At 37.3% G+C, this 24529-nt stretch carries 25 protein-coding genes and 2 pseudogenes; 13 read left to right on the top strand and 14 right to left on the bottom strand.

Annotated elements, in window-relative coordinates:
- Window positions 1-19: 19 nt before the first annotated feature.
- The 8 genes from FJR45_RS02665 to FJR45_RS02630 are packed head-to-tail and all read left to right on the top strand — an operon-like array spanning window position 20 to window position 8602.
- Window positions 20-1474, top strand: a complete 1455-nt coding sequence (locus FJR45_RS02665; RefSeq protein ID WP_193151227.1) for a hypothetical protein — start codon at window positions 20-22, stop codon at window positions 1472-1474.
- A gap of 1 nt (window position 1475) precedes the next feature.
- On the top strand, window positions 1476-2090 hold the full coding sequence (locus tag FJR45_RS02660; RefSeq protein WP_193151226.1) for a hypothetical protein: 615 nt from the start codon (window positions 1476-1478) through the stop codon (window positions 2088-2090).
- Window positions 2087-2425 carry a hypothetical protein gene (locus FJR45_RS02655; RefSeq protein WP_193151225.1) on the top strand — a complete coding sequence of 113 codons (339 nt, stop codon included), beginning with the start codon at window positions 2087-2089 and terminating at the stop codon, window positions 2423-2425. Before FJR45_RS02660 ends, FJR45_RS02655 begins: the two co-directional genes overlap by 4 nt.
- Window positions 2422-3978 carry a type II secretion system protein GspD gene (locus FJR45_RS02650; RefSeq protein ID WP_193151224.1) on the top strand — a complete coding sequence of 519 codons (1557 nt, stop codon included), beginning with the start codon at window positions 2422-2424 and terminating at the stop codon, window positions 3976-3978. The genes FJR45_RS02655 and FJR45_RS02650 overlap by 4 nt, the downstream gene beginning before the upstream one ends.
- A gap of 9 nt (window positions 3979-3987) precedes the next feature.
- Window positions 3988-4773: an ATP-binding protein gene (locus FJR45_RS02645; RefSeq protein WP_193151223.1), complete on the top strand. Its 786-nt coding sequence runs from the start codon at window positions 3988-3990 to the stop codon at window positions 4771-4773.
- A complete protein-coding gene (locus FJR45_RS02640) occupies window positions 4766-5686 on the top strand; it encodes a tetratricopeptide repeat protein (RefSeq protein ID WP_193151222.1) in 921 nt (306 codons plus the stop codon). Before FJR45_RS02645 ends, FJR45_RS02640 begins: the two co-directional genes overlap by 8 nt.
- Window positions 5683-7362: a GspE/PulE family protein gene (locus FJR45_RS02635; protein ID WP_193151221.1), complete on the top strand. Its 1680-nt coding sequence runs from the start codon at window positions 5683-5685 to the stop codon at window positions 7360-7362. Before FJR45_RS02640 ends, FJR45_RS02635 begins: the two co-directional genes overlap by 4 nt.
- A 1-nt stretch (window position 7363) precedes the next feature.
- Window positions 7364-8602 (top strand): type II secretion system F family protein, encoded by a 1239-nt coding sequence (locus FJR45_RS02630; RefSeq protein ID WP_193151220.1) that lies wholly within the window; start codon window positions 7364-7366, stop codon window positions 8600-8602.
- Window positions 8603-8713: 111 nt separating this feature from the next.
- On the opposite strand, the gene FJR45_RS02625 is transcribed toward FJR45_RS02630, so the two are convergent.
- From FJR45_RS02625 to FJR45_RS02615, 3 genes are read right to left on the bottom strand one after another with little or no spacing between them, the layout of a single operon-like run.
- Window positions 8714-9214 carry a type II secretion system protein gene (locus FJR45_RS02625; protein WP_193151219.1) on the bottom strand — a complete coding sequence of 167 codons (501 nt, stop codon included), beginning with the start codon at window positions 9212-9214 and terminating at the stop codon, window positions 8714-8716.
- Window positions 9215-9274: 60 nt separating this feature from the next.
- Window positions 9275-9715, bottom strand: a complete 441-nt coding sequence (locus FJR45_RS12595) for a type II secretion system protein (protein WP_283949382.1) — start codon at window positions 9713-9715, stop codon at window positions 9275-9277.
- A gap of 57 nt (window positions 9716-9772) precedes the next feature.
- On the bottom strand, window positions 9773-11035 hold the full coding sequence (locus tag FJR45_RS02615) for an arsenic transporter (protein ID WP_193151218.1): 1263 nt from the start codon (window positions 11033-11035) through the stop codon (window positions 9773-9775).
- Window positions 11036-11220: 185 nt separating this feature from the next.
- On the opposite strand from FJR45_RS02615, the gene FJR45_RS02610 reads away from it, so the two are divergent.
- From FJR45_RS02610 to FJR45_RS02595, 4 genes are all read left to right on the top strand, one after another.
- A complete protein-coding gene (locus tag FJR45_RS02610) occupies window positions 11221-11544 on the top strand; it encodes an ArsR/SmtB family transcription factor (protein ID WP_193151217.1) in 324 nt (107 codons plus the stop codon).
- Complete coding sequence (locus FJR45_RS02605) at window positions 11541-11969, top strand: arsenate reductase ArsC (RefSeq protein ID WP_193151216.1); 429 nt, start codon at window positions 11541-11543, stop codon at window positions 11967-11969. The genes FJR45_RS02610 and FJR45_RS02605 overlap by 4 nt, the downstream gene beginning before the upstream one ends.
- Complete coding sequence (locus tag FJR45_RS02600) at window positions 11950-12204, top strand: hypothetical protein (protein ID WP_193151215.1); 255 nt, start codon at window positions 11950-11952, stop codon at window positions 12202-12204. Before FJR45_RS02605 ends, FJR45_RS02600 begins: the two co-directional genes overlap by 20 nt.
- A gap of 74 nt (window positions 12205-12278) precedes the next feature.
- The gene (locus tag FJR45_RS02595) at window positions 12279-12875 is read left to right on the top strand and encodes a peroxiredoxin (protein WP_193151214.1); all 597 of its coding nucleotides are present in this window, start codon (window positions 12279-12281) and stop codon (window positions 12873-12875) included.
- Between the two features lie 23 nt (window positions 12876-12898).
- On the opposite strand, the gene FJR45_RS02590 is transcribed toward FJR45_RS02595, so the two are convergent.
- From FJR45_RS02590 to FJR45_RS02575, 4 genes are all read right to left on the bottom strand, one after another.
- The gene (locus tag FJR45_RS02590) at window positions 12899-13036 is read right to left on the bottom strand and encodes a hypothetical protein (protein ID WP_193151213.1); all 138 of its coding nucleotides are present in this window, start codon (window positions 13034-13036) and stop codon (window positions 12899-12901) included.
- A complete protein-coding gene (locus FJR45_RS02585; RefSeq protein ID WP_193151212.1) occupies window positions 13029-14297 on the bottom strand; it encodes a diguanylate cyclase in 1269 nt (422 codons plus the stop codon). Before FJR45_RS02585 ends, FJR45_RS02590 begins: the two co-directional genes overlap by 8 nt.
- A gap of 65 nt (window positions 14298-14362) precedes the next feature.
- Window positions 14363-15253 (bottom strand): DMT family transporter, encoded by an 891-nt coding sequence (locus FJR45_RS02580; RefSeq protein ID WP_226966461.1) that lies wholly within the window; start codon window positions 15251-15253, stop codon window positions 14363-14365.
- Entirely contained in the window at window positions 15247-16515 is a 1269-nt protein-coding gene (locus FJR45_RS02575) for an ATP-dependent DNA helicase (protein WP_193151211.1), read from the bottom strand. The genes FJR45_RS02580 and FJR45_RS02575 overlap by 7 nt, the downstream gene beginning before the upstream one ends.
- A gap of 78 nt (window positions 16516-16593) precedes the next feature.
- Here FJR45_RS02575 and FJR45_RS02570 point away from each other — a divergent pair, with 78 nt between their 5' ends.
- Window positions 16594-17859, top strand: a complete 1266-nt coding sequence (locus FJR45_RS02570) for a GGDEF domain-containing response regulator (RefSeq protein ID WP_347402231.1) — start codon at window positions 16594-16596, stop codon at window positions 17857-17859.
- Here FJR45_RS02570 and FJR45_RS02565 read toward each other — a convergent pair.
- The 7 genes and pseudogenes from FJR45_RS02565 to FJR45_RS02535 form a co-directional block, all read right to left on the bottom strand.
- Window positions 17850-18974, bottom strand: a complete 1125-nt coding sequence (locus FJR45_RS02565; protein WP_193151210.1) for a vWA domain-containing protein — start codon at window positions 18972-18974, stop codon at window positions 17850-17852. The two genes, FJR45_RS02570 and FJR45_RS02565, sit on opposite strands and share 10 nt — an antisense overlap.
- Window positions 18975-19246: 272 nt before the next feature.
- A complete protein-coding gene (locus tag FJR45_RS02560) occupies window positions 19247-20242 on the bottom strand; it encodes an AAA family ATPase (RefSeq protein ID WP_193151209.1) in 996 nt (331 codons plus the stop codon).
- A complete protein-coding gene (locus FJR45_RS02555) occupies window positions 20239-21483 on the bottom strand; it encodes a hypothetical protein (RefSeq protein ID WP_193151208.1) in 1245 nt (414 codons plus the stop codon). The genes FJR45_RS02560 and FJR45_RS02555 overlap by 4 nt, the downstream gene beginning before the upstream one ends.
- 41 nt (window positions 21484-21524) lie before the next feature.
- Window positions 21525-21629 (bottom strand): annotated as a pseudogene (locus tag FJR45_RS02550) (ATPase, T2SS/T4P/T4SS family); the annotation flags it as partial.
- A 37-nt stretch (window positions 21630-21666) separates the two neighbouring features.
- On the bottom strand, window positions 21667-22947 hold the full coding sequence (locus tag FJR45_RS02545; RefSeq protein ID WP_193151207.1) for a GGDEF domain-containing protein: 1281 nt from the start codon (window positions 22945-22947) through the stop codon (window positions 21667-21669).
- 23 nt (window positions 22948-22970) lie between these two features.
- Window positions 22971-23237: pseudogene (locus tag FJR45_RS02540) on the bottom strand (enolase C-terminal domain-like protein); the annotation flags it as partial.
- A gap of 47 nt (window positions 23238-23284) precedes the next feature.
- On the bottom strand, window positions 23285-24466 hold the full coding sequence (locus FJR45_RS02535) for an ISAs1 family transposase (RefSeq protein WP_226966519.1): 1182 nt from the start codon (window positions 24464-24466) through the stop codon (window positions 23285-23287).
- Window positions 24467-24529 lie beyond the last annotated feature (63 nt).

Raw genomic sequence — 24529 nt, 5'->3', positions numbered from 1 at the left:
AAGAAAATAGGATTGGTTTTTGACTGAAAACGCTATAGTTCTTCTTGAACATGAACATACAGTTGTTTATGACGGACAAAAACCTGTTTTTGATACAAAAAACAAAAATCCTGAACTTTTCACTGCAGTTGTTATTCCTTTAAAGTATATTCACTCTTTTTCTTTTAAAATTGCAAACACAATCAGCGATGATGAACTCGCGATGAAAACAGAGCTCAAAATGTACAAAGAGGGCGGACTTGATGTACAAAAAGAGTATCGCATTGACTTTATCAAGTATGAGCTTGATCATGAATATCTCATCGAGGCATTTGCCCTCTCTCTTGATGATTTCACCCACTACCTTGCAGACTTTTCTTATAAAATAGATGTCGTAGATTTTGCCTTTCCCCGTTTTTTGGCATATGAGGCACTCTATAAAACAGAAGAAACAAAAAAATCCAATGATTTGTATATCTACATCAGCGATGACGAAGCTTTCGGAGCCATTTACCAAAACGGAAAATATATCGGTCACAGAATTATCAACTCTTTAAATGCCATTTCCAAACGGACAGGACTCGAACTTGTCAAACTCAAAGAGTATTTGAAAGAGAAAGGCTTCAAACGTGAGAACTACGGGCTTGAAGAGACATTGATTTTAGATACCGTCATTGAAGTCTTTTCAAAAGATATAGAAAAAATTGTCTACTCCATCAACCATAAACGCGGCCTTTTCGGATTGACCGGTATAGACAGAGTTGTCATAGATTTTGAAGGGCACACTTTAGAGGGCATAGGAGACTTTTTCTCTCAATATGGCTTTGAACCTGTTATAAAACCTTTGACACACCAGCTATCTATCTTGCTTGAGTATCTCTTTGGACTGCATCAGGGAGCAGATTTTCATCAGGTGAATTTAACACACCTTGAAAGAAAAAAACCGCTATCGCAGTATACCGGCTTTCGCTATCTTGTTGAAACACTTATCACAATTGTTTTGCTTTTGGGCATCGGTATCTTTGTCAGTTACTATCTCAACCAACAGCAGGAAAAAATCACCCTCCTTGAAGTCAAAGCAAAAGAGCGAAAAAAGAAGATAGAAGACTTCTCTCTTCGTCTCAAGAAGATCAAAAAGAAAAATGATCAGCTGCTCAAAGAAAAAGAAGGGCTTGAAGACAAAATATTTGTATATGAAACGACCTTCAGAGTTATTCCTATGATAGGACAAATTGGCATAAAACGGCAAAAAATGATGAATGATATTTTAAGAGTACTGAAGAAGTACCGCTTGAGTGCCTCCTCTCTATTTCAAAAAGATGAAAAAAGATTTGAGATTCAACTCATATCGCAATCCGACACAAGAGGTAACATTTCCAAGTTTATGCATGATCTTATAGAACTGGGATATAAAAATGTTATGACAAAAGATATTACTTATGAAGACGGTGTCTATACAAGTAAAATCTATATCAGTGTAAAAGAAGTTGAGTAGTATGCTAAGAGATAAATTTGAAGAGATAGAAAATTTAGATTCCAGAAAAAAAACTGGCATATATATTGCTATTCCTTTGATACTGTTCGCTCTTTTTTACTTTTTGTTTCTTTCCTCTGCCCTGGATGAATTTGATGCCAACCAAAAAAAGACAGAGGCACTGCAAAAAGAGTTAAAAAAACCGACTCTTCGGTTGCTGTCCGAAAAAACAGTTCGTTTAAAAAAAGAGATTGTAAAAAACAAAACAGCAATTGAGCGAGACAGAGAACAGTTGAATTATTTTCAGCATAAACTGGATTCAAAAAGTTTTCTGTTTATCTCCAAAAAGTCAATCAGTCTCTTTTTGGATAAACTCTTAGATAATTCTTTGCACAAAGGTGTTTTGATTCAAGCCATTACTCTGCATAATGAGAACAAGCCCTACATAGGGAATTTAAAACTGAAAAAGGTCATCGATGTCAATGCCAGCGGACGATTCTTAAATGAACTCTCTTTTTTACGCAGTGTAGAAAAAAGTACCATGCTGATAAAAGTTGAGAACCTGCACATTTTTTTGCAAGAAACAAATCAACCGCTTTTCTCTTTTGAAGTAAAGTTTTATGGAGTTGAGAAATGAAAAAAGTGATTTTAGCCTGCCTGTGTTTTCCTTTTTTATATGCAAATTCTCTGCCCCTTGTCAAATATGATCCTTTTTACAAAAGTCAGAAAATACTGCATACACGCCATGCCAACAAAAGGCAGAGCAACTCTTTTGTACTCAGTGCAATTTACAACAACCGTGCCTTTGTCAACAACAGATTCTATACTGTCGGAGAAAAAATCCAGGGCTATAAAATAAAGAAAATATATAAACAATCCGTTGTTTTGCAAAACCGCAGTCAGCTAAAAATACTGCATTTGCAGAAAAACCACCTTATCCAAATCAAACAAGCAAAAAGAGACAAAAAATGAAAACACTACTTTTACTGTTCCTCGCACATACCCTGTTTGGAGCCACTGTTTGTCAAAACCAACTCTTCTCACTCAGTGCCTACAAACAAAAACAAAAAAGTGCTATAGAAGTCGCTTCTATTTTAAAAGAGTTAAGTGCTACATGTAAACTCTCTGTTGTATTCAATGATGACGTATCCAAAAAAATGCTTCATAAAAAACTGGATTATGTCAATATTAATAACTATACTTTTGAACAGTTTTTAGACTTTCTGTTTAACGAGGCAAATCTTTTTTATACCTATGAGCCTACAAAAAACACCCTGGAAGTACAATACCTAAAAACTAAAACCTTCAACATAGACTATATATATTTGAGTGAACTGAGCAGTGAAAGCAGCAAGTCTATCACGACTGGTGCAGCAGGAAATGCAAACGCTACCGGAAACAGCGGAGGAGCCGGCGGAGGAGCTGGTGGCTTTGGCGGCGGTGGCTTTGGCGGCGGCGGTGGTGCCGGTGGAAACAACAGAGGACAAAACAGCGGAAATTCATCCTCAAACGATTATACCATCATCCGTTCAAAATCAAAATTTACTTTTTGGGACAACCTGTACAGCAATATTTTAAAGCTCTTTCACAAAAAAGAGAATGTAAGAATTTTCATTAACAAAGATGCCTCTCTTTTAACCATCACCACGACAAAAAAGAACCTGGAAAAGGTAGAGAGATACCTTAATGTTTTACTGAAAAAAATGCACAAGCAGGTTGCTATAGAAGCCAAAATCATAGAGCTCACCTATGACGACAGTTCCTCTACAGGAATTGATTGGAGTAAGCTTGATTTGTCTTTAAGCGGAAGCATCACTAATGACCCGGGGACTGTTGAAACAACGCTTTTAAACAGACCATCATACAGTCTGGCTTACAGTTTTTCAACAACAAAATTTTTAAAATATTTAAAAACATACGGAGACATCAAGGTCCTCTCCAACCCAAAAGTTGTCACAATGAACAACCAGCCTGCTGTTATCAATGTAGGAGAGCAACTCTCTTACAAATTCCAAACAGGTTCCGTGACAACAACAGGAGGCACAGCGGCCGGAACCAATACTTTTTCTGTTGGTTCTACCTTTATAGGTGTTACGCTTTATGTTATTCCAGAAGTCAGCGAAAACAATGAAATCATCATGAAAATAAACCCTGTGGTTTCCAAGCTCGCTGACAACACCTCCACAACAAGTACCGCTTCAAGTGCTACACGGGAGATTCCGCCTGATACAAAAATAAAACAGATGACCTCTATTGTGCGTATAAAAAACAATGAAAAAATAGTCATTGGCGGGCTTGTCAGCATCACAAAAGGTGGAACTTCTGTAAAAGTACCTCTTTTGGGAGATATCCCTTTGTTTGGGTCTCTTTTTAACTATAAAGAGAAGATAAAACAAAAAACAGAGATGTTTATTATCATACAGCCCCATGTTGTGACTACAAAAGCTATGCCGTCACTCAGAGACATTGATTTAAAAGACCCATTTTTTCAATCAACTTTTGACAAAAATGTCACAAATGGGTAGGTTATTCAAATGAATTATCTAGAACTTGCCCAGTGTTTTGAAGAACAAAACAGTTCTGAGCACTACCATTTAAACAGTGAAGTGCTTCATATAAAAAACACGATAGAAAGCATCTTGAGCAACAACACAAAGCAGCTGCTCTTTTTGACAGGAGAACCAGGTGTCGGAAAAAGTGCTTTTTTGAATTACATCGAGGAGCAATTTTCTTATGACATTATCAAATTTGATATTCCTTTTTTAGAACCTATAGATTTTGTAAAAATTTTAATTCAAAAAACGCAAACAGAAGTTGCCAACTACTCCCTCGAAGAGCTCATCAAACAGGTAATCTCTTTATACCAGAATTCAAACTATATCGTAGTGCTTGATGAAGCACAGCTGCTCTCTAAAGATATGATTGAAATCATTCGGATTCTGGCAGACTCCAAAGCATTCTGGTTTATTCTCGCTATGCATGAGCATGAGTCACAAAAAATACTCAATGAACCGCAGTTTGCTTCAAGACCGCATAAAGTCCTTAAGTTACAAAATATCTCTATTGGGGAATCCAAAGAGTATATTTTTACAGAACTCGAAAATAAAAATGCCACTATGCTTGCCAATGAAATTATAAAAAAGCACATAAAAACTATACACAAACTGAGCAAAGGCAATATGCGTGTACTCAAAAAACTTCTCTATACCTCTTTTTTACTTATAGATTATGCACAGAAAAATGATAAAGAGCGCTACAAAAACTTTAACAAATGTATTCTCACGATGGCAGCAATTGATAATGGAGTAATCAATGCATAATTTTGATGACCTTCAAAAACGTTGTAAAATATATACAATCAAAAAAAATTTGAAATATCTGTTGATTTTGATTCTTTTTTTAGTCCTGATTCTTTATGCTTACAACCTCACTGATGTAAAAGCAAGCAAAAAAAACAATGAAAACAAAACCATAACAGGCAGCCACCTTATAAAAAAGCCGGCAGTAAAAAAAGAAGCAAAAAAAACAACAATTACAAAAGAAAAAAAACACCCTGTTGTCATAAAAGAGTCAAAAAAACTTGAAACAAAAGCAAAAAAATACTCTTTACAGTTTTTAGTGGCATCTCCACGATACATAAACAGAATCAAAAAAGAAAAAAAATATCTGGAGACTCTTGGTTTTAGTAATTGCAGACTGCAGCAATCTGCTGTTTACATACATCTTACATGTAATGAATCAGACACGCTCCAAGACCTTGATCCCTATATAGAACTGGCACAAAGAAAAAAGCTCGACTATGTTATCCGGACACAAAACAATGATGCCCTACAGCAAGGAACAGTGCCAAAAAAGAAAGAAAAAGTCAAAAAATCAGTTCCGCCGGTACAAATACAAAAAACACCACAACAAACTGCACTCCCGATGATCAAAGTACAAAATGCAGATACACAGGAGCTTCAAAAGAGATTTGCACAGACTCCAAATTATGCCGTAGCGCTTGTTATTGCACGCAATTATTACGAAGAAGGCAACTACAAAAAAGCGATAGTTTGGGCAAAAAAAGCAAACCAGCTTAACAAAAGTGATGCAGGGTCCTGGATTATTTATGCAAAATCTTTGTATGCACTGCATCAGGATGCCAAGGCAAAGCAATTGTTACATATATATTTACAGTATGAAAATTCGGATGCAGCGCAAAGTCTGTTGAAACAATGGGAGCACACGCAATGATAAATAAAAAAATCAGACTCGGTGACCTGCTGATTGAAAAAGGTTATATAACCCAAGAGCAGCTTGAATCTGCTCTGGCAAAACAAAAAGAGCTTAACTTTACAAAAAAACTCGGTGAAATTTTTATTGACGAGGGATATATTTCACAAAAAGAACTGCTCAAGATGCTTGCGACACAACTCAAAATTGATTTTGTCGACCTTTTTGGCGAAAAAATTGATTTTGAAAAAATTGTTGCAAGATACCCGATAAATTTGCTAAAAGTCGCCCATGCCATTCCTTTTAAAGAGGATGAGGACTTCATCTATATAGCAACCAGTGACCCTCTCAACTATGATGCTTTGGAAAATTTAGAAAGAAGCATATCCATTAAACCGATGAAAATTTCTTTGGCCTACGAAGATGACATTAATGTTATTTTCAAAAGGATAGAGACGCTTAAAAAAACAAAAGTCCTTATAGATGAAGTAAAAAAAGAGTTACAGACAGAGGGATTAAAAAAAGAGGGAGAAGACAGTGCGGTCATGCGGCTTATTCGACTGCTCATCAGCGATGCTATTGCAAAAAGAGCCAGTGACATTCACATAGAACCCGAAGATAATGATCGAATGATAGTACGCTCCCGTATAGACGGTGTTTTGTTTGAAAACTTCATCTTTGATATGGAAATTTATCATGCTATCTCTTCTCGTATAAAACTTTTAGGCAATATAGATATATCCGAAAAACGAGTTCCTCAAGATGGAAGATTTTCACTCAATCTTCTTGAAAAAGCCTATGATTTTAGACTCTCTACCACGCCGACTATCTTTGGCGAATCTATCGTTATGAGGATCCTTGACAGAGAAAAAGTTCTTTTAAAACTCGAAGATTTGGGCTTTGCAGATGAAAACCTTCAAGCATTTAATGATTTAATCAGTTCTCCTCATGGTATTTTACTCATTACTGGACCTACAGGTTCTGGTAAAACAACAACCCTCTATGCAGCACTTAATGAGATAAAAAGCATCTCCAACAAGGTAATGACAGCAGAAGATCCGGTTGAGTACAGACTCCCTCTTGTACAACAAATCCAGGTAAACGAAAAAACAGGGCTCACTTTTGCAAGAGCAATAAAATCTTTTTTACGCCAGGATCCCGATATTATACTCATCGGGGAGATTCGTGACAGTGAAACCCTTGATGCCGCCTCGCAGGCTGCTCTTACAGGACACCTCGTACTCTCAACTTTACATACAAACGATGCTCCGGGAGCCATTCCAAGAATGGTACAAATGGGGTTAAAACCCTACCTGATTTCAGATTCTCTGATCGGTGTTGTAGGACAGCGTCTTGTAAGAAAGATTTGTCCATACTGCAAGCATGAGGTAAAAATACAAAAATCCCAACTTCCTAAAGTAGAAAAATACATTCAACCCGACGCTGTGGTATATGAGGGAAAAGGGTGTTCAAAATGTGACTTTACAGGCTACTTTAACAGAACAATGATTTCCGAAGTTTTTGTTCTTGATGAAGATACCGCAAAACTGATATCTGAAAATGCAAACAAAATAGCTTTGGCTGAATATGCCCAAAAACAAGGAAAATACAAGCCTATGATTTATGACGGAATGAACAAAGTACTCAAAGGAATAACAACTATTGCCGAAGTGCTGCGTGTAACCAAGGAACACTAGGGTGAAGTATTTTAAAATTGATTACAAATTTGGGAAAAAACGCTCCTCCATTGTCCTCGAATCAGCAAACAAGATAGAAGCCATGGAAAAGTTTTTTGAAATGGAACTTGGAGTTCTTATAAAAATTCAAGAGACTTCAAAACCACTTGAACAGTCATTTCAAGACCTTTTGGCAAAATACAACGATCCTGTCGGCAAGAAAAAAGTTGATCAGGAGAGGCTCATAGCACTGCTCGATCAAATGGCTATCATGCTTGATGCTGGACTCCCACTCAACTATACACTCAGCGAAGTAACAAAACACCAGGAGGACAAAGCCCTCAAAGCCATATTTGAAAAAGTTTTAAATGACATAGAGAGTGGAAAAGGTTTTTATGCTTCCGTACTTCCGTTTCAAGAGCAGCTTGGAAGACTCACTGTTGCCATGATTCAGCTTGGTGAAGAGACCGGACAAATCGCCGAATCACTCACACATCTCACCGATATCCTCCAAGATATTCTGGATAACCGAAAAAAATTCAAAAAAGCCACACGCTATCCGCTGGTCATCGTGACGGCCATGGGTATTGCCTTTAGTGTTGTGACAATTTTTGTCATTCCTCAGTTTAAGTCTATCTTCGAAAGTACAAAAATGGAACTGCCGCTGCCGACAAAGTTTTTACTCTGGCTGGAGTATGCTTTGCGTGTGTATGGTCCCTATATTCTTGCAGGTGCTGTACTTTTAGCAATCACCATCTCTTACATGTACAAAAAGAGCGACAAAGTCCATATGTTTTTGGATAAACTGATACTCAAAATTTACATTATCGGCAAAGCAACTTTTTTTGCAATGATCAGTCGTTTTGTCTATGTCTTCAGTGTACTTGTCAAAGCTGGGATTCCCATGCTTGAAGCCTTGCGCATAGCTTCGGGAATTATAGATAATGTCTACATCAAACAAAAAGTAGACAAAATTGCCAGTGCTATCGAAGAGGGAAAAAGTCTAAACCAGGGTTTTGAAGAGACAGAACTTTTTGAAAATATGGTTGTTGAGATGATAAAAGCGGGTGAAACCGGTGGCGGTTTGGATAAAATGCTGCAAAAAGTTGTCAAGATTTACAAAGACAGATTCAGCTATATTGTCGATAATATTGCTACACTGATAGAGCCTATACTGCTCGGGGCTATTGCAGGATTTGTCTTAATGCTTGCACTTGGAATTTTCCTGCCGATGTGGAATATGGTCGATATGGCAAACTAAAGGAGTCAGAATGGATATAGAGACAGGGAGTATCGGTATAGCGATTGTCAGTGCATTTATACTTGGATTTGCTTTATGGATTATACATAAAATGTCGAATTTATAAAAGGCTTAGCCTTCTATGAGTATAAAAGTACCGTTTACATCATTGTATTCCCAATGGTCTGTACTGTCAGGTTTGTCACTACCGTTTTCGCCAACACCGCTGTTTGTGCTTGATGCCGGTCCGTGGTAGTCGTTGTTTGCCGTGCAGCTCCATTTTGCATCTACACCAGCCGGATTTTTCAGTAAATACTGAAAGGCTTGAGAATTTGTTGCTGCACACTCACCCAGTTTTTTAGGGTATCCGTTGTCACAGTCAAAAAGAGCGTCACTGCCGTTGTTACAGTCGATACTGTTGCCGTTTCCCCAGGTAAATGTACCCTCAGCCGTTATCCACTCTGCATGAATATCGTCAAGGGCAGACTGCACCGTCGCAGCCGTAGCCATCTCCGAAGAGATTTTTGCATTTGAAGAGAGGTGACTAAATTTTGGTACAGCAACTGCGGCTAACACACCGATGATTACAATAACAAAAATTAGTTCTATAAGTGTAAATGCAGATTTTTTCATGACAGAATTCTTTTGTAAAGATTTATATCAAGAAGAAAAATCTTCTTGATATTACTATTATTATTCTTGAGTGTCAAGATATATTGTATAAGTTGTACCGCTAGTATAACCATTATTGGTTATTATAGGTTGAAATGTAGTATCTCCAGTAATAGTCGCATTCACTTCACCATTGCCATAAACAAAAGTCGCATTAAGATCAGTCTCTCCTGCCCTATATGTGGCTGTCTTCTTATTACTACTAATAGTCCAATCTTTTCCATTAAATTTATAAATATCTGTGATATTTAAATCATTTTTACTTACATTATTTAACTCTGTTGCATTCAAGAATGCTGAGGCACCACCACTGCTATTCATATCAGTAATCGGCTGAATAACATTAGCAACCATTGCATTTTGACGCAAGTTCTTAAACTTTGGAACAGCCACTGCTGCCAAAACACCTATAATTACGATTACGAAGATTAACTCTATAAGAGTAAAACCGCTTCTTTTCATATTACATCCTTCTATTAATATATCATACTCATTATATCGGATTAAAACTTAAAAAACTTAAATTAATCCCAAAAGTGCGATAAATAAAACAGGAGGTGTTACTACAAGTCCTACTTTCATGTATTCGCCCCAGCCTATTTTTACCCCTTTTTGCGCGAGTACATGTAACCACAGCAGTGTTGCGAGAGAGCCTATGGGTGTCATTTTCGGTCCGAGATTTGCTCCGAGTATATTTGCATAGACAAGCGCTTCATTCCCGACATATCCGACTTTGTCTATGGCGATGTCCATTATCATAATCGTCGGCATATTGTTCATCACAGAACTTATAATGGCCGAGAGAAACCCTGTACCGATAATGGCCAGTGTCTCTCCCTGTCTGTTTAACGCTTCAATCCACTCAGCCACCATATCTGTCAGTCCTGCATTTTTCAACCCATACACAACTACATACAACCCAATACTAAACCATACCACTTGCCAAGGTGCTGCTTTGATTGTCATCATCGGCTTAACTGCTTTATAGTAGTTTGCTATTGCCAAAAAAAGTAAAGCACCGCCAAGTGCAAAAACAGAAACAGGCAGATGCAGTATATCGCCTATGAAGTATCCCACCATCAAGAGTGCCAAAAAGAGCCATGAAATTTTAAACATTGTTTGGTTTTTAATGACAGAAGATGCTTCGGGCAGCATCTGCACCTTTACATGTAAAGGAATGTCCTTTCGAAAATAAATCCATAAAACAACAATGGAAGCAAAAATACTCAAGAGATTCGGCAGGAACATATTTTTGGCATATTCAACAAAACCTATGTCAAAGTAGCCTACTGTCACAATATTTGTGAGGTTTGAAATCACAAGCGGGTTTGAAGCGGCATCGCCTATAAAACCGCCCGCCATTAAAAAGGCAAAAATCGGCAAGGGTTTCATTTTCAGGTATTTCATTTTTGCCAGCAAAATCGGTGTCAAAATCAAGGCTGCCCCGTCATTGGCAAAGAAAGCTGCCACAACAGCACCCAGAAGCAAGATGTAAACAAACATTTTGTTACCGTTACCACCGCTGAGATGTGCCATTTTAATGGCTGCCCACTCAAAAAAGCCTATTTCATCCAACACCATGGAAAGAATGATAATGCCTATAAAAGAGAGTGTCGCATCCCAGACTATATCTATAACTGTAAGCACATCATCAAAACTCACTATGCCGAGCACTATGGCGACGAGAGCACCTGTAACTGCCGTTGTTCCTATTTGCAAGCCTCTGGGCTGCCAGATGATAAATACCAGTGTCACTAAAAACAAACCAAATGCAAGTACCATACTTCTGCCTTTTATACTATTTTATACTGTTGTTATAGCCCTGCCAATCTCAGCCCGCACTTAAGTACGGGTTCCAAAGAGTGCTATCTCAAATTTCATGAAAGTATAACGAAATAAAATCTATAAATCAATATATCTTGATATTTATATATTAATCTGCTATAATTTTGCAAACGGAGGATGCAATGGAAATATTTTTAAAAACTGTTTCGGCACTAAATGATGAAACCCGGGTGCTTATCCTGCGGTTTTTGGACGAATACGGGGAGTGTTGTGTCTGTGACCTGCAAGAATCCCTTAATATGATCCAGTCACGCCTCTCACGCCATCTAAAAATTTTAAAAGAAGCCGGCTTTTTAAGAGTTGAGAGAAAAGGCACCTGGGGCTTTTATGCTATTCGCTCACCACTTGACAGGTTTCGCACAGAGGCTTTAAGAGAAATTCGGCATTTGGAAATAGCCTTGCCACCTTTGAAGAAATCATCCCAAAACGGAGCATGTAAAATATGAGTCAAAAAAAAGAAGTTTTAATTCTCTGCACAGGCAACAGTTGCCGTTCCATCATGGCAGAAGCCCTTGTCAATGCAAAACTTGGTGAATGTGTGCATGCCCAAAGTTCAGGAGTCAAAGCAAGTGGCAAAGTAAATCCTCATGCACAGGCACTTCTTCAAAAAAAAGGCTATTGGAGAGACGAATATCATTCAAAAGTTATAGAAACGGTGCTAGATACGCCTTTTGACTTGGTCGTGACTGTGTGTGACGCGGCAAAAGAGACCTGCCCTGTGTTTGCCAAAGCAGTGAAGACTTTACATGTAGGCTTTGAAGACCCAAGCGGCAAAGAAGAAGCAGAGTATAAAAAAACACTCAATTTAATAGAAAAAGAGTTATTACCAATCATAAAACAGGAGTTATGCAATGAACAAAAAAGTAAATAAAACAGGTAACGGTGTGAAGATTTCTTTCACAGGAGAAGTAAAAATGCAAAATATCATTTCCATGGTAGAAAACTGTGCCACAGGAAAGTGTGAATGTATGAGTGATGCCACAAAAAGCAAGATCAAAAATATGTCTGTCAGCGGAAAAGACGGCGATGTTTCGCTAGAGCTTGACGGTGATGTAAGCACCCAGGAGATAGAAGCGGCACTGGCAAAATCAAAAGTTATAAATTAACTCAAAAAATATAGATTTTTATTAGTAAAAATTAGATAGAATCGCTTTATAAAATTAAACACAAGGACATATATATGTTAGTAACAAATCCAGCTCCAGATTTTACAGCTACAGCAGTTTTAGCTGATGGCTCAATCGTTGAAGACTTTAAATTAAGTGAAAATTTCGGTGAAAAAGGGACAGTTGTATTCTTTTATCCGTTAGATTTTACTTTTGTCTGCCCATCAGAAATCATTGCATTTTCTCACAGATATGATGAATTTCAAAAACGTGGTGTAAATGTTATCGGTGTTTCAGTAGATAGCCAGTTTTCTCACTTTGCATGGAGAGAAACTCCTGTTGAAAAAGGTGGAATCGGTCGTATCAATTTCCCACTCGTTGCAGACTTGACAAAAGATATTTCTCGTGACTATGATGTGCTTTTAAACAATGCAGTAGCACTTCGTGGTTCATTTTTGATTGATGACAAAGGGATTGTTCGTCATGCAGTTATTAATGACCTTCCACTAGGGCGTAATGTAGATGAGATGCTAAGAATGATCGATGCACAGCAGTTTACTGATGAGCATGGTGAAGTGTGTCCTGCTGGTTGGCAAAAAGGTGACGAAGCTATGAAACCTGATGCTGAGGGTGTTGCTGAGTACCTGGCAAAACACGAAAAAGAGTTATAAGAACTCTTTTTTTAGCAGAGATTTCACTCTCTGTCTAACTTTTCTAAAGCTTTCTCGCTCGCTTTGTTGGCTCTGTCATAATACCCGTCATCCTGATGTGAGGCACATCCGCTAAAAATCCCAATAACTATCAAACCTGTCAATAATAAACTTTTACCCAACAACAACTCTATTCCTTCCAGTTTGTTTCGCTTTGTACAAAGCTTCATCTGCTTTTTTCACTAATTCTTCCCTTGTTTCTGGCTCGCTGTACTCGGCAACACCTATACTGATGGTAATTTTATATTTTTTGTCTATACTGTATGCTTCGACTCTTTTTCTGAGTTTTTCAGCGATATGAAGGGCTTTTTCCCTGCTTGTGTTTTCAAGTATTACAACAAACTCCTCACCACCCCATCGACCAAATATGTCAGTTTTTCGGATATGCGTTAAAACCAGACGACTTAAAGCTTTTAATACCCTGTCCCCTATATCATGTCCATAGGTGTCATTTACCTTTTTAAAAAAATCTATGTCAAACATCAGTATACAAAACGGTTCCTTGTAGCGTTTATGTCTTTCTATGTGAAGATTTATCGCTTCATCTATTTTGTAGCGGTTGTATATTTCTGTCAAACTGTCTATCGTTGCCAGTTTTTGTAGCTTTTTTTCCATCTCGATACGGCTTGTAATATCTGTACTTGTAGCAACAAAGTTTTGGATATTTCTCTCTTCATCAAAAAGCGGTGTTATTTTCAAGTCTGCATAATAGAGCCTGCCGTATTTTGTCTTGTCTATGATAACACTGTTATAATTTTTTCCCGAAAGTATCGTCTTCCACAGTCTTTTGTAAAAGTCATTCCTATGATTTCCTGATTTAAAAATATTTGTTTTATTTCCTATAAGTTCGCTTCTCTCATACCCCGTTTTGACAAGCACAGAATCATTTACATACTCTATAATACCATTGACATCTGTGATCAAAACCATATCATCCGTTTGTTCCAATGCTTTTGCAAGCAAGTAAACTTTTCTTCTCTCTTGTGCTGTTTCTTTGTCCAAGGAATATACCTCATCTTCGAGTTGTTTGCATCGGGTCATATCTTTGTAAAAAACTATCAATTCGCCGTTTGGGAGCTTTCGCACACTGTTATAACGCCAGCCGTTTGTCTTTTCATCTTTATAAAGTCTTGTATCAAGTTCTCTTGGTTTCCCGTCTCGATACACCTGCATCAAAACATCAAAAAGCCCAAAATCTTTGACACCGGGAAAAGCTTCTGTGAGTTTTTTTCCTATCAGTTCATTTTTAGAAATATGTTCTGTTTTCTCGACATTTTTATTTATATTTACAAAAACAAAATCGCCGTCTTGAAACTTATAAATAACAACATTGTCAGGAAGTTCATCTATCGCAATCGTAACAGTTGCGTTCACATTTTGCATCTAAAATTTGCCCTCTTTTTCATATTATATTTATAAATGATAACTATTATTTTCTGCCAACAAGCTTAACTTCTCTTTTTACTCACCAAAATTCCACCAAAAATGATAAGAAAGATACCTGTAAATGTCAATGTATCGGGAAAACTGTCCCCAAGCATATACCCAAAACCAATAGCAAAGGGAATATTTGTATAACTGACCACACCGATGACACTTAAATTTTTTGCACTGTATGCTTTTGTCAAAAGCCATTGTGAAAGTGTCGATATAAACGCCATCAAAATAATCAACAACCATACATGTAAACTGCTTGGCAGTATAAATTCAGGAAACAAAAAACGTAAAGGAGCGGGAACATTTATAAGTGGTGCGCTCAGAAACAACAATGCAGGCAAGAGTGTTCCGACCACTACAAAAGAGAGCACTATTACCCGTGAATCATATATATCTTTTATCTTTTTAATGGTCGTATAAGCCGCTGCAGCAAAAAAACCGCCCAGTATCCCTAAAAAATGGACATAAGAAAAACTCATTCCAAAAGGCTTTGCTATCAGAACAACACCTAAAAACCCTATAAGCAGTGCAAAGAGTGTTCGCCTGCTCAGATGTTCATGCAAGATAAAATAGGCAAGCAGTGTCACAAAAAACGGTGAGGTTTTGTTGAGTGTTATCGCTTCACCAAGTGGTATGACCGTAATTGTATAAAAGAACAGTATCATTGCCATAAAACCAAAAAGTCCGCGGGTAAAAAGCAGATGAATCTTACCGCCTGTAAGTTTCGGTGCCGTATGTTTGAGTGCATAAAGTATGAGTAACACCCCGATGAGATTACGAAAAAGAACAATTTCCAAGGCAGAAATATCTTCTGAGAGTATTTTTGTCAAAGCTCCATTAAGTGCTGAAATCAAAGCACTTCCAAGCATAAAAAGCACACCACTGTCTACTTTTTTTAACAACTTTGCTGCCTTTGCACAAAGCTAAAAGCTTTTTGGTTCACATAGGCAAGCTCATACCATTGTCTCTTTGGAGCTATGAGTGTGAGTCTTGCAGGATTTGATGAACGTGAGAGTGCTACATAAAACTGTGAAGGTGCAAAAATTTCATTGGTATCAATGATGAGATCTTCGATGGACATTCCCTGTGATTTATGTATAGTAATGGCAAACGCAAGTTTTATGGGAAACTGATAAACCGTAAAAACATTCTCCTCCACCATCTCTTTTTTCCCTTTGACACTCTTTTCTTTCCAGACAGGCTTGCTTTGTGCGGTTGGCTCAAGTTTTAGCACTTTGCCGTCACTCTTTTGCACATACACACAGCTCTCGTCCACATTTACAACAGTGCCTCTTTCTCCGTTAAAGTAGTTCCAGGCGTTTCGTGTAAACAAAACAGGAGCACCCACTTTCAAGGCAAGCTCTTTATCTATTCTGGCATCATCCATAAAACGCTCCACTTCTTTGTCCTGTGTTGATTTGAGATGTTTGACAACCTGCGCTTCCTTTACATGTAAAGCCTCATCTATAAAATCAAGCTGGGTTTTGTTATGCTTTGCAGCCGAAGCATTTTTACCAAACAAAAAAGTAAACTGGCTTAAATCATTTGGCAGAGGTTTTATAAATTCGTTGAGTTGGTTATGGATGGTTTCATTAATGGCACCAAATCGCACTGCATGTAAAAGCTCTATAAAACGAATATCATCCGTTCTGTAAATATGTGTCAGTTCCACTGTTTCAAAAGAGAAATGCTGCCAGGCAGGTGATTCAAAAGCAAATTTTACTTCGCCATAACCGCGCACAACCGGAGGCAGCTGTAAAAAATCACCGACAACCAGCAAAGAGCCCTTAAAACCTGCCTGATTGAGACGCAGTTCTATCATTGCAAAAAGTGTATCACTCACCATGGAAATTTCATCAACGACAATCAAATCCATACTTGATATAAGCTTTTTAATCTTTTTTTTGATTTCAAATTTTGCATTTTTTTGCAACTCTTGCACATCCGAAGCAATGCCCAAATCAAAAAAGCTGTGGAGCGTCTGCCCGCCTATAAGTGTAGCGGCCATTCCCGTTGAAGCCAGCTTGGCAACTTTTTTTGCCTCCCCTTCAAATGCTGCTATAATTTCTCTCGTAGTGGTCGTTTTTCCAACACCTGCACCGCCTGTTAAAAAAACATTTTGTTTCTTGTATAGTTTATCAAGTATCAATTCTTTATAATTCATAAACGGATAATAGCCATTCTTAGTATAATATCAGATTAATAAGTGTATACTGCTACTTAATATTTTTTAGGGACATTTATGATGAATGAAAAAATTTTAATAGTAGAAGACAACAAAGCATTGGCAAAATTTATTGCCAAAAAACTGACATCAGCACTCGATATAGAAGTTGATATAGCTTACACTATGCAAGAAGCAAAATTATTTATCGCAGGTCATAAATATTTTTTAGCCCTTTTGGATATAAATCTTCCTGACTCAAATAATGGCGAAATCGTTGATTTTGCTGCAAAAAAGAAACTTCATTCAATTGTCATCAGTGGAATCACTGATAAAGAATTTAGATACAAAATGCTTCAAAAAAACATCATTGATTATATCAATAAAAACAGTCAAAACGATATTGATGAAATGGATTACATTATTCAAATGATTCAAAGACTTCAAAAAAACAGAAATCATAAAGTTTTAGTTGTCGATGACTCTCGTGTTTTCAGACAAACAATGCAAAATATTTTGGAAAATCTCTTTTTTACCGTGATTGCTGTAGCCCATGGAGAAGAAGCCATAGGAATGCTAAAATCACAGCCCGACATCTCTTTAGTGCTTACTGATTACAACATGCCAGTGATGGATGGACTAGAACTAACCATAGAAATAAGAAAAACCTACTCAAAAAATGAGCTCTGCATTCTCGCACTTTCAGGAAATACCGATGAAGAAGTAACAGCAATGTTTCTCAAACACGGTGCAAATGACTACATTAAAAAACCATTTTCCAAAGAAGAATTTTCCTGTCGTGTCAATAATGCCATAGAAGCATTGGAAAACATACAGCTCATCACACAATACGCAAATCGTGATTTTCTTACAGGATTATATAACCGAAGATATTTCTTTCAGGAAGTAAATGACTATATAAATGAAATTCAAGACAAAGGAGAACAATTTGCCATAGGCATGATTGATATTGACCATTTTAAGAAAATAAATGACACCTATGGACATGATACAGGTGATAAAGTCATTACTGCCCTTGCAGACATTCTCAGAAGCTCTACAAACCCACAAGATATTGTTGCAAGATTTGGTGGGGAAGAGTTTTGTGTCGTCTTAAAAAACATCAATAGACACAGCGCACGTGAAATTTTTGAAAGATTACGGGAAAATGTAGAGCGCTTTTCTTATCACACAAAAGATGATGAGTATATTCGTTTTACAATTTCCATCGGTGCCTTACTGTTTCACGAGGAAGAATCTCTGGATAACAATATCAATGAAGCAGACATGCTCTTGTATAAAGCAAAAAACAATGGTAGAAATCAGCTTGTTTTTCAAGCCTGATCTAGTTTTATAAGTGTTCCAAACGGAAGTTTCTTTTCCTTGGAACTTATCCATTTCACCTTATAATCCGGTACATATTTTGGAAAAGTTCCATCCAGGTCTGTAAAATACAAAAGCAGTTTCAAATCATCAAAGTTTTCTTCTGTAAAATGAAAAACAGGACGAAAGTCTGTTGCCCCTCCGCCTTTAATGTTTACTTCCAATCTTTCTCCACTGTAAAAAGTACTATGTGATTGAATTTTTTCATCACATACAAGCAGTTCAATCTGATAATTTTGCACCAAAGTCATCAAAAAATTTACTTCACTCAAAAATTCATTTAAAAGCACTTCATCAATGGAGCCGGAACTGTCCACTGCAATCACAAGACGAAAGGTCTGAGAAATATTGCAAGGCAGGTAAATACCGCTGTAAAGCAATTTTTTAGAAGGTGGCATCACGACATAATCATCCCGAAAATAAGGATCAAGTGCCATCCGCAGTTCATTTCGCCAGTCAATTTTTCCAAAGTCATTCAGTTGAAAAAAACGCTCAATCGTCACCGGTGCTTCGCCTTTGTGCATTTTGGATTCCAAAAGAGCAATGGCTTCCTCGGCAAAAAGCTGCTCTTGTAAAATTTCTTCTTCTAACTCTTGGGGTGTTTGTTCCTGGTTGTCACTTTGTACATCATCACTCTCATCGGCTTCATATTCCAAATCTTCATCATTTCGCAGGATATCATCTTTTAATTCGGCATAAATTGCTTCGGCATACATCCCGCTGAAACGTTCTCTGTACTGCGCTCCATAAGGCATATCAAGGCCGTTTTGCACAAGCATGTCATTAACTGCCATATCTGTAGCCATCTGCCACAGCCAGCCGCTCCGGTTCTTTTTTCGCATCTCATGAGCAAGACTTGCGTGCATTGCCCCGTTGGCAAAGACAAATTCCATCTCAGAGAGTTCTAAATTTTGCAGGTAGTCGCTGTTGATTTCAAGCTTTTTGCCGTCACTTTTAAAGGCTTCAATATCATCATTTATAATAACATCAATTTTAGAGGCAAGGGTCCCGAAATAGGGATACTCCAGTAAAAGTTTTGCTTTTGCTTGTGAAATTTTTTCTTCTGTTTTTTGCATATTTTTCCTTCACTCCTATTTTCGGAATCGGTATTTTAGTGCCGACTGTTTAAACTTTCTCGCCACTCTCGCCCGCACTGAAGTACGGGTTCCAAAAAAATGTTTAACTTAACGGCATTGACACTAAAGGATGGGTTCCGAAAAGACTCTATGCATCCTCCAGGAATCGGTACTTTCTATGCTAAAGCATGACTTAGAAAAAAACTAAATTTTTTTCTGCAGTGCCGACTCTTCGAACTTTCTTGCCGACTCTTTAAGCCTGTTTACCGCGCTCAGTCTAAAAGATAAGAAAACTTTCTTACCCACTCTTTAAAAACACTTGAACCTTCCATCGTGACACCTGCTCTTTGCAGATCCTGTGCTATCATCACGGCAAATTCCCCTTTGAGTCCAAGGGTATACTTAAGCAGGTTTTCAAGTCTCTCTTGACTCGGATTTTGCAGATAGTGACTGACAATGCCCGAACTCAAAGCATATAAAACATCCACTTCCTCGCTGTAGACGAACTCCTCTCCGCTGAGTATCTTCTCTATATCAGGCAGCCTGTCCATTACTTTTAAAAAGCTCAAAAATGAAACACCGACATCACGCCCTACCGCACCGCTCACTGTTTCCAAAAGTACAGATGCAGGCAGAGCACTTTGTAAAATACTTCCGACATATTCCCAGCTTCTGGGCGTTGCAAAACTTTTATGCTCCTTTTTGGCATCAAAGGTAAACAAATGCTCATTCTTATAACTTATATAGGCAATTATGCGACTCTCAAGCCCGGATTTGTACGCCCAGTCACGCCAATCATCCACACTTACTTCCAGTTCAAAATGCACAAAACGATTTGCCAAAGGAGCCGGCATTCGGTAGGTCACCCCTCTGTCACCCTCACGGTTTCCTGCCGCCACAATAGCCCAACCCTCAGGCAGTTCATACTCTCCCACACGCCGGTCAAGTATCAGCTGATAGGCAGAAGACTGTACGGCAGGCGCTGCAGAATTAAGCTCATCCAAAAACAAAATCCCCTGACCTTCACTCGGCAAAAAAGCAGGCGGTGCCCAAAGTGCGGTGTGTGACTCTTTGTCATAAAAAGGTATGCCTTTTAAATCTGTCGGGTCCATCAAAGCCAAACGCAAATCAATAAAACCAAGGTTGTTTTTCTGTGCAATCTGTTTGACAATCGAAGACTTTCCGATTCCCGGTGCTCCCCACACAAATGTAGGCACTTTTTGCAAGACCAGTGCCTCCAAAGCCTGTCTCAATTCTCCTGCTCTCATACTAACCATCCTATATTTTCATTTTGTATATGTTTTGCAAAGGCTTTGTTTGTTTTGACTGCCCACTCAAAACGGCTCTCAAGTTGCAGTTGATATAAAATATCTATCGGAGTATTTTCATTTTTTGCCAAATTTAAAAGTATCTGCGCATCCCCGCATTTCAAAAGTTCTTCTAAAATATTTTGTGGTGTCGCATTGTTGCGACTCAACGGCTCATTGTAGTTTCCCTCTTTATAGGCAGACTCCAGGATATCTCTCGGCGTTGCACTGTTGGCATAAATTACTTCTCTGATTTTCTCGTTATTAAGACAAAGCAGCTGTTTGCATATCGTTACATGTAAACGTCTGTTTGCAGCCAAAGCAAGATGAATCCTTTCATCGTTACATGTAACAAGCTCCTGCTGCATAGCTTTATTGAGTGTCTCATTTGTCGCCAAAGCATATTTACACTCAGACAAAAGTGAGAACATCTCCTCATCTAACCTGATATTCTGTGCTGCGATCTCGGCAAATTTTTTATTTTTTATCAACTCACGGGCTATATTTTTCTCAAGATTAACATTATATGCCATTGCTTCTTTTGCTCTTTCATCCCCTTTTTTTAAAAACATTTTTAGCACATTTTTTGGTGTTTTTTCATGCAAGGCAAGTGCTTTTATAATTTTTGGATGTTTTTTGCTCGGCTCCAAAAAAGCGATGGCTTCTAGAAGCTGTTCGTTTTTTGTCTGCGTTATCAGATGATAAATTCCCGTTGTTGCATACTGCACATTGTGGTTTCGTTCTATATTTTCATAAAATCTTGCTATTAAGGCAGCAGAGACATCACGATTGTCATCATTTTCGAAAAAATCTTCACCGCCAAAAGAGTACATTTTTAAAAGTTTAAAGAAAAGCGCATCTTCTATACAGCTGTTTTGCAAAAAACTTTTTAATCTTTTTTTGTCATTGGAGAGTTTGAGACTCATAAGCAGTGTATCGCTGTCAATCTCTTGTGCCAAAAGTTTTTCAAACAAATCTATAGCCATAAACTCATATTTTTCTTCCTCATAAAGGGTATCACTCAGATTTTGTTCATAAGGGCTCATCATGCGCCCCTCAACGACAAGTGTAACCGCATCCGTAACTTCTTTGCACAGAGCAATGCTGTGAAACTTCAGCTGTGACACAAACTCATCTGCACTAAAAGCCCTGCTCTTTCCAAGCAACAATATTGTCCTGTTTTTTAAATCCTGTAAATTCATACACAAATTATACACATATTTCAACTTATTCTTATTTAGTCTTATAATTGATCTCTGATATTTAACCCCATCTGTGCCATTCTAGGAATGGTTCCCGATGCATTATTAGTATGCAAAGTTGAGAGTATGAACTGTCCCGTAAGGGCAGTTTTTTTGGCTTTATCTGGCTGAGATTTGTTGCCTCTAAATAGCCTCTATCGTGTTTCTTCCGTTTTCTTTGGCACAGTAAAGCATCTTGTCCACAATCATCACATATTCGTCAAGCAGGGCATGCCTGTATACTTTATCAGGCTTAATCCACATGGCACCCATACTTACAGTGGCCTGTAACTTTTGTCCATCTAGTTCAAGTAGTGTGGCTTCAAAAGCCTGGCGTATCTTTTCTAAGACTTTAAAACCTGCCTCTTTTTGTATGGCTGAAAGGATTATAATAAACTCTTCGCCTCCGTAGCGTATAATAATATCAGAAGTTCTGATATGCTTTTTAACTATTTCGACAAAAAACCGCAACATTTTATCTCCGGCGACATGCCCATAAGTATCATTTATATTTTTAAAATAGTCTAAATCACATATTGCAAAAACAAAGGAATTATCAGTAGCATAAGAAAAATCATATTGAGTTTTAAATATTAGTTCCAAAGAATTTCGATTAAGCGCACCTGTCAGATTATCCTTGGTCATTTTTTTATTCATCTCGATATTGTCAATAAGTGCCAACTCTGTACCGATACTCAAAGAGATAAGCTCACATTTTTCCAGATAGGAAATCAGCACATGATACTCCGATGTTTCCAAGTTTACAAATATTTTTTTCGCAAACATATGCAAATCATTATGCAGTCGCATTAAAGACTTGAGTTTTGAGTTGTTTTGGATGATTTTTTTTGCACTGCTATTTAACCATCGTCCAAACTCACACTGCATCCCGTCAAGTTCGGGAAAATCATTTTTGTCAAAATTGTTAATATGTTTTGCCAGGTCATTGAGCCAGTTTAAATGTGATTCGTAATGTTTTATGATGATATCTTTTTCCAAAAGATCAGATATTGAACTAAGACGAATGTTGTTTACGGTATAAATCTCCTGTGTATATCTTGAAAGATAGATATAGGCAACACCATTGTTTATCTCTTTAAACAGGGCAATAAGGTTTAAAATTTTATTGCCCTCAATATTTTGTGCAATTCTGGATAACAAAAGATTTTTCAGCCCGTATATTTCGTTAGTCATAATGATGTAGGGAATATTCATAGAAATTTTATAGAGTGCCAGCTCTTTATAGAGAGTATTGATATCATTCGAAGTGAATGACTGATGAAACAGATTAATAATTCTCAGATAAAACTTTTTTACCACTTTTTCACGCTCATATGATTCACTACAGGTTAAATATCTGTCTCTGAGTTCAGTATAAATCAGCTCCGAATCACCATCTAAAACCCCGGAAAAATCATATTTCATTTCTCAACCTTTATTATATTCACCTACAAAATCTGTATTTTGTCATGTATTATACCAAATTCTCCCAAAACCCTCGGCGCCTTTTTATACAGCAAAGGAGAGTCCAAATCTATATACTTTACAACATCTCTGTATGCAAAAGCAAGACAGAGCGCCGCATGTATGGAGACGGGACCCTCCAGCATAGAACCCAGCATACACTCTATGTTGTTGGCTCTGGCATATTCAAAAATTGCCTGTGCCCTGCTCACACCGCCGCATTTCATCAGTTTGACATTTATCATATCGGCACAGCCCTCTTCATACTAGGTAAATCCCACGAAAAATAAAACAAATCTTAATCAATATAGTTTGATTCAATCAATTGAACACTAAAATCATCACGATAAAGAGCATTTCTTTTAATATCTGCCATTGTAGTTTTACCGGTTAGGAGTACCTTTTTATCTTTGTTCTCATTTAAAAACAACTGATAAAGATTAACAGTAAAACTTCTAAGAATAGCTATAGAGAAAGGCTCTTTATATGCTATATGGTCATCTTCTTCAGTAAGCATATCTAAGTGATAGTGATATGTTTCCACTCTCCAATGTTGCAGTATCTTTTGAAGAAACTCTTTTGCAGTTGTTTTAAAGTTAGCCATTAAATATTGAGTTGAAATTGTAACTTCACCAGTCTGTGCATTTGTTAATGTTTTCGTCACTTTAATGAGTGATTGAATATTTTGAAAGTTCTCATGATACATAACTAAATCAGCACTTTTATTTTGAAAAACTTCTACTTTTCGAGAGACTCTTTTGTTGTTTTCAGTTAAATAGCTATCTTCATCATCAACTCTATCTGTAGGCTGATTAAACTCTTCTATGGTCTTTATAGCTTTCTCTTTGAGGTGTTTCTGGTTATCTTTGAGTTTTGCTATATATCTGTTACCTTGCTCATCAATAGTGTTGAGAATCTCTGATTGAGTAAGCAGTGCATCAAAGGAAAATATCTGTCCTTCATTGCTAAAAATATTATCGTTTAAAACCTCTTTGAGTGCAGTAATTTCGCTACTCTTATTTTTATCTAAAAACTTGTGAGCAAACACTATTTTTATATCTTTATCCAAGATATTTAGTATTGCTTTATGTCTTTCCTGTGTGTATTGACCATTCACGTCGCTACCTCTCAGCCACTTCCCGTCAATAGCAATATTTTCTTGTGCAATGAATGGAAAAAAGAACTCTCTAAATACTTTTTCCAAAGCATTATTATCTGTGTTTATCAATAAACGATGATATGTTGATTTGGAAGGAATCGTTATCTCTTCTTTATCAAAAATCTCTTTGAGTATTGCATTGTCTTTGTTATATATCATCCATGAAAATATATCCTTAAAAGTTGTATTTCCTTTGATAAGTGCAAAAAGTGTCATGAAAAGAACTTCGTGCAATGGATATTCTATCTTCCCTGTATCTACTCTATAGTCTGGGATACTTTTTAGCGATTCAAGTAAGGCTTTTGTGCGTGTTAATTTGATGGTAAACTCCTTGTTTTAGGAGTCTAAGCAATATTTCTTCCAGTTCTTTTGAATCTATTGATT

It is taken from the genome of Sulfurimonas sediminis (assembly GCF_014905115.1).
Lineage (GTDB): Bacteria > Campylobacterota > Campylobacteria > Campylobacterales > Sulfurimonadaceae > Sulfurimonas > Sulfurimonas sediminis.
The sequence above is the reverse complement of the archived record's forward strand: the minus strand, read 5'-3'. Positions and strand labels throughout refer to the sequence as shown.

Bases quoted from the DNA above. Each gene is read 5' to 3' on its own strand.
- FJR45_RS02545 (WP_193151207.1), bottom strand. From the start codon at position 22,947: ATGAAATATGATTTTTCCGGGGTTTTAGATGGTGATTCGGAGCTGATT.
- FJR45_RS12595 (WP_283949382.1), bottom strand. From the start codon at position 9,715: ATGAAAAGAAGCGGTTTTACTCTTATAGAGTTAATCTTCGTAATCGTA.
- FJR45_RS02650 (WP_193151224.1), top strand. From the start codon at position 2,422: ATGAAAACACTACTTTTACTGTTCCTCGCACATACCCTGTTTGGAGCC.
- FJR45_RS02600 (WP_193151215.1), top strand. From the start codon at position 11,950: ATGAACAAAAAAGTAAATAAAACAGGTAACGGTGTGAAGATTTCTTTC.
- FJR45_RS02555 (WP_193151208.1), bottom strand. From the start codon at position 21,483: ATGAATTTACAGGATTTAAAAAACAGGACAATATTGTTGCTTGGAAAG.
- FJR45_RS02585 (WP_193151212.1), bottom strand. From the start codon at position 14,297: ATGCAAAATGTGAACGCAACTGTTACGATTGCGATAGATGAACTTCCT.
- FJR45_RS02605 (WP_193151216.1), top strand. From the start codon at position 11,541: ATGAGTCAAAAAAAAGAAGTTTTAATTCTCTGCACAGGCAACAGTTGC.
- FJR45_RS02625 (WP_193151219.1), bottom strand. From the start codon at position 9,214: ATGAAAAAATCTGCATTTACACTTATAGAACTAATTTTTGTTATTGTA.
- FJR45_RS02635 (WP_193151221.1), top strand. From the start codon at position 5,683: ATGATAAATAAAAAAATCAGACTCGGTGACCTGCTGATTGAAAAAGGT.
- FJR45_RS02660 (WP_193151226.1), top strand. From the start codon at position 1,476: ATGCTAAGAGATAAATTTGAAGAGATAGAAAATTTAGATTCCAGAAAA.
- FJR45_RS02575 (WP_193151211.1), bottom strand. From the start codon at position 16,515: ATGAATTATAAAGAATTGATACTTGATAAACTATACAAGAAACAAAAT.
- FJR45_RS02615 (WP_193151218.1), bottom strand. From the start codon at position 11,035: ATGGTACTTGCATTTGGTTTGTTTTTAGTGACACTGGTATTTATCATC.
- FJR45_RS02645 (WP_193151223.1), top strand. From the start codon at position 3,988: ATGAATTATCTAGAACTTGCCCAGTGTTTTGAAGAACAAAACAGTTCT.
- FJR45_RS02560 (WP_193151209.1), bottom strand. From the start codon at position 20,242: ATGAGAGCAGGAGAATTGAGACAGGCTTTGGAGGCACTGGTCTTGCAA.
- FJR45_RS02640 (WP_193151222.1), top strand. From the start codon at position 4,766: ATGCATAATTTTGATGACCTTCAAAAACGTTGTAAAATATATACAATC.
- FJR45_RS02655 (WP_193151225.1), top strand. From the start codon at position 2,087: ATGAAAAAAGTGATTTTAGCCTGCCTGTGTTTTCCTTTTTTATATGCA.
- FJR45_RS02595 (WP_193151214.1), top strand. From the start codon at position 12,279: ATGTTAGTAACAAATCCAGCTCCAGATTTTACAGCTACAGCAGTTTTA.
- FJR45_RS02610 (WP_193151217.1), top strand. From the start codon at position 11,221: ATGGAAATATTTTTAAAAACTGTTTCGGCACTAAATGATGAAACCCGG.
- FJR45_RS02570 (WP_347402231.1), top strand. From the start codon at position 16,594: ATGATGAATGAAAAAATTTTAATAGTAGAAGACAACAAAGCATTGGCA.
- FJR45_RS02565 (WP_193151210.1), bottom strand. From the start codon at position 18,974: ATGCAAAAAACAGAAGAAAAAATTTCACAAGCAAAAGCAAAACTTTTA.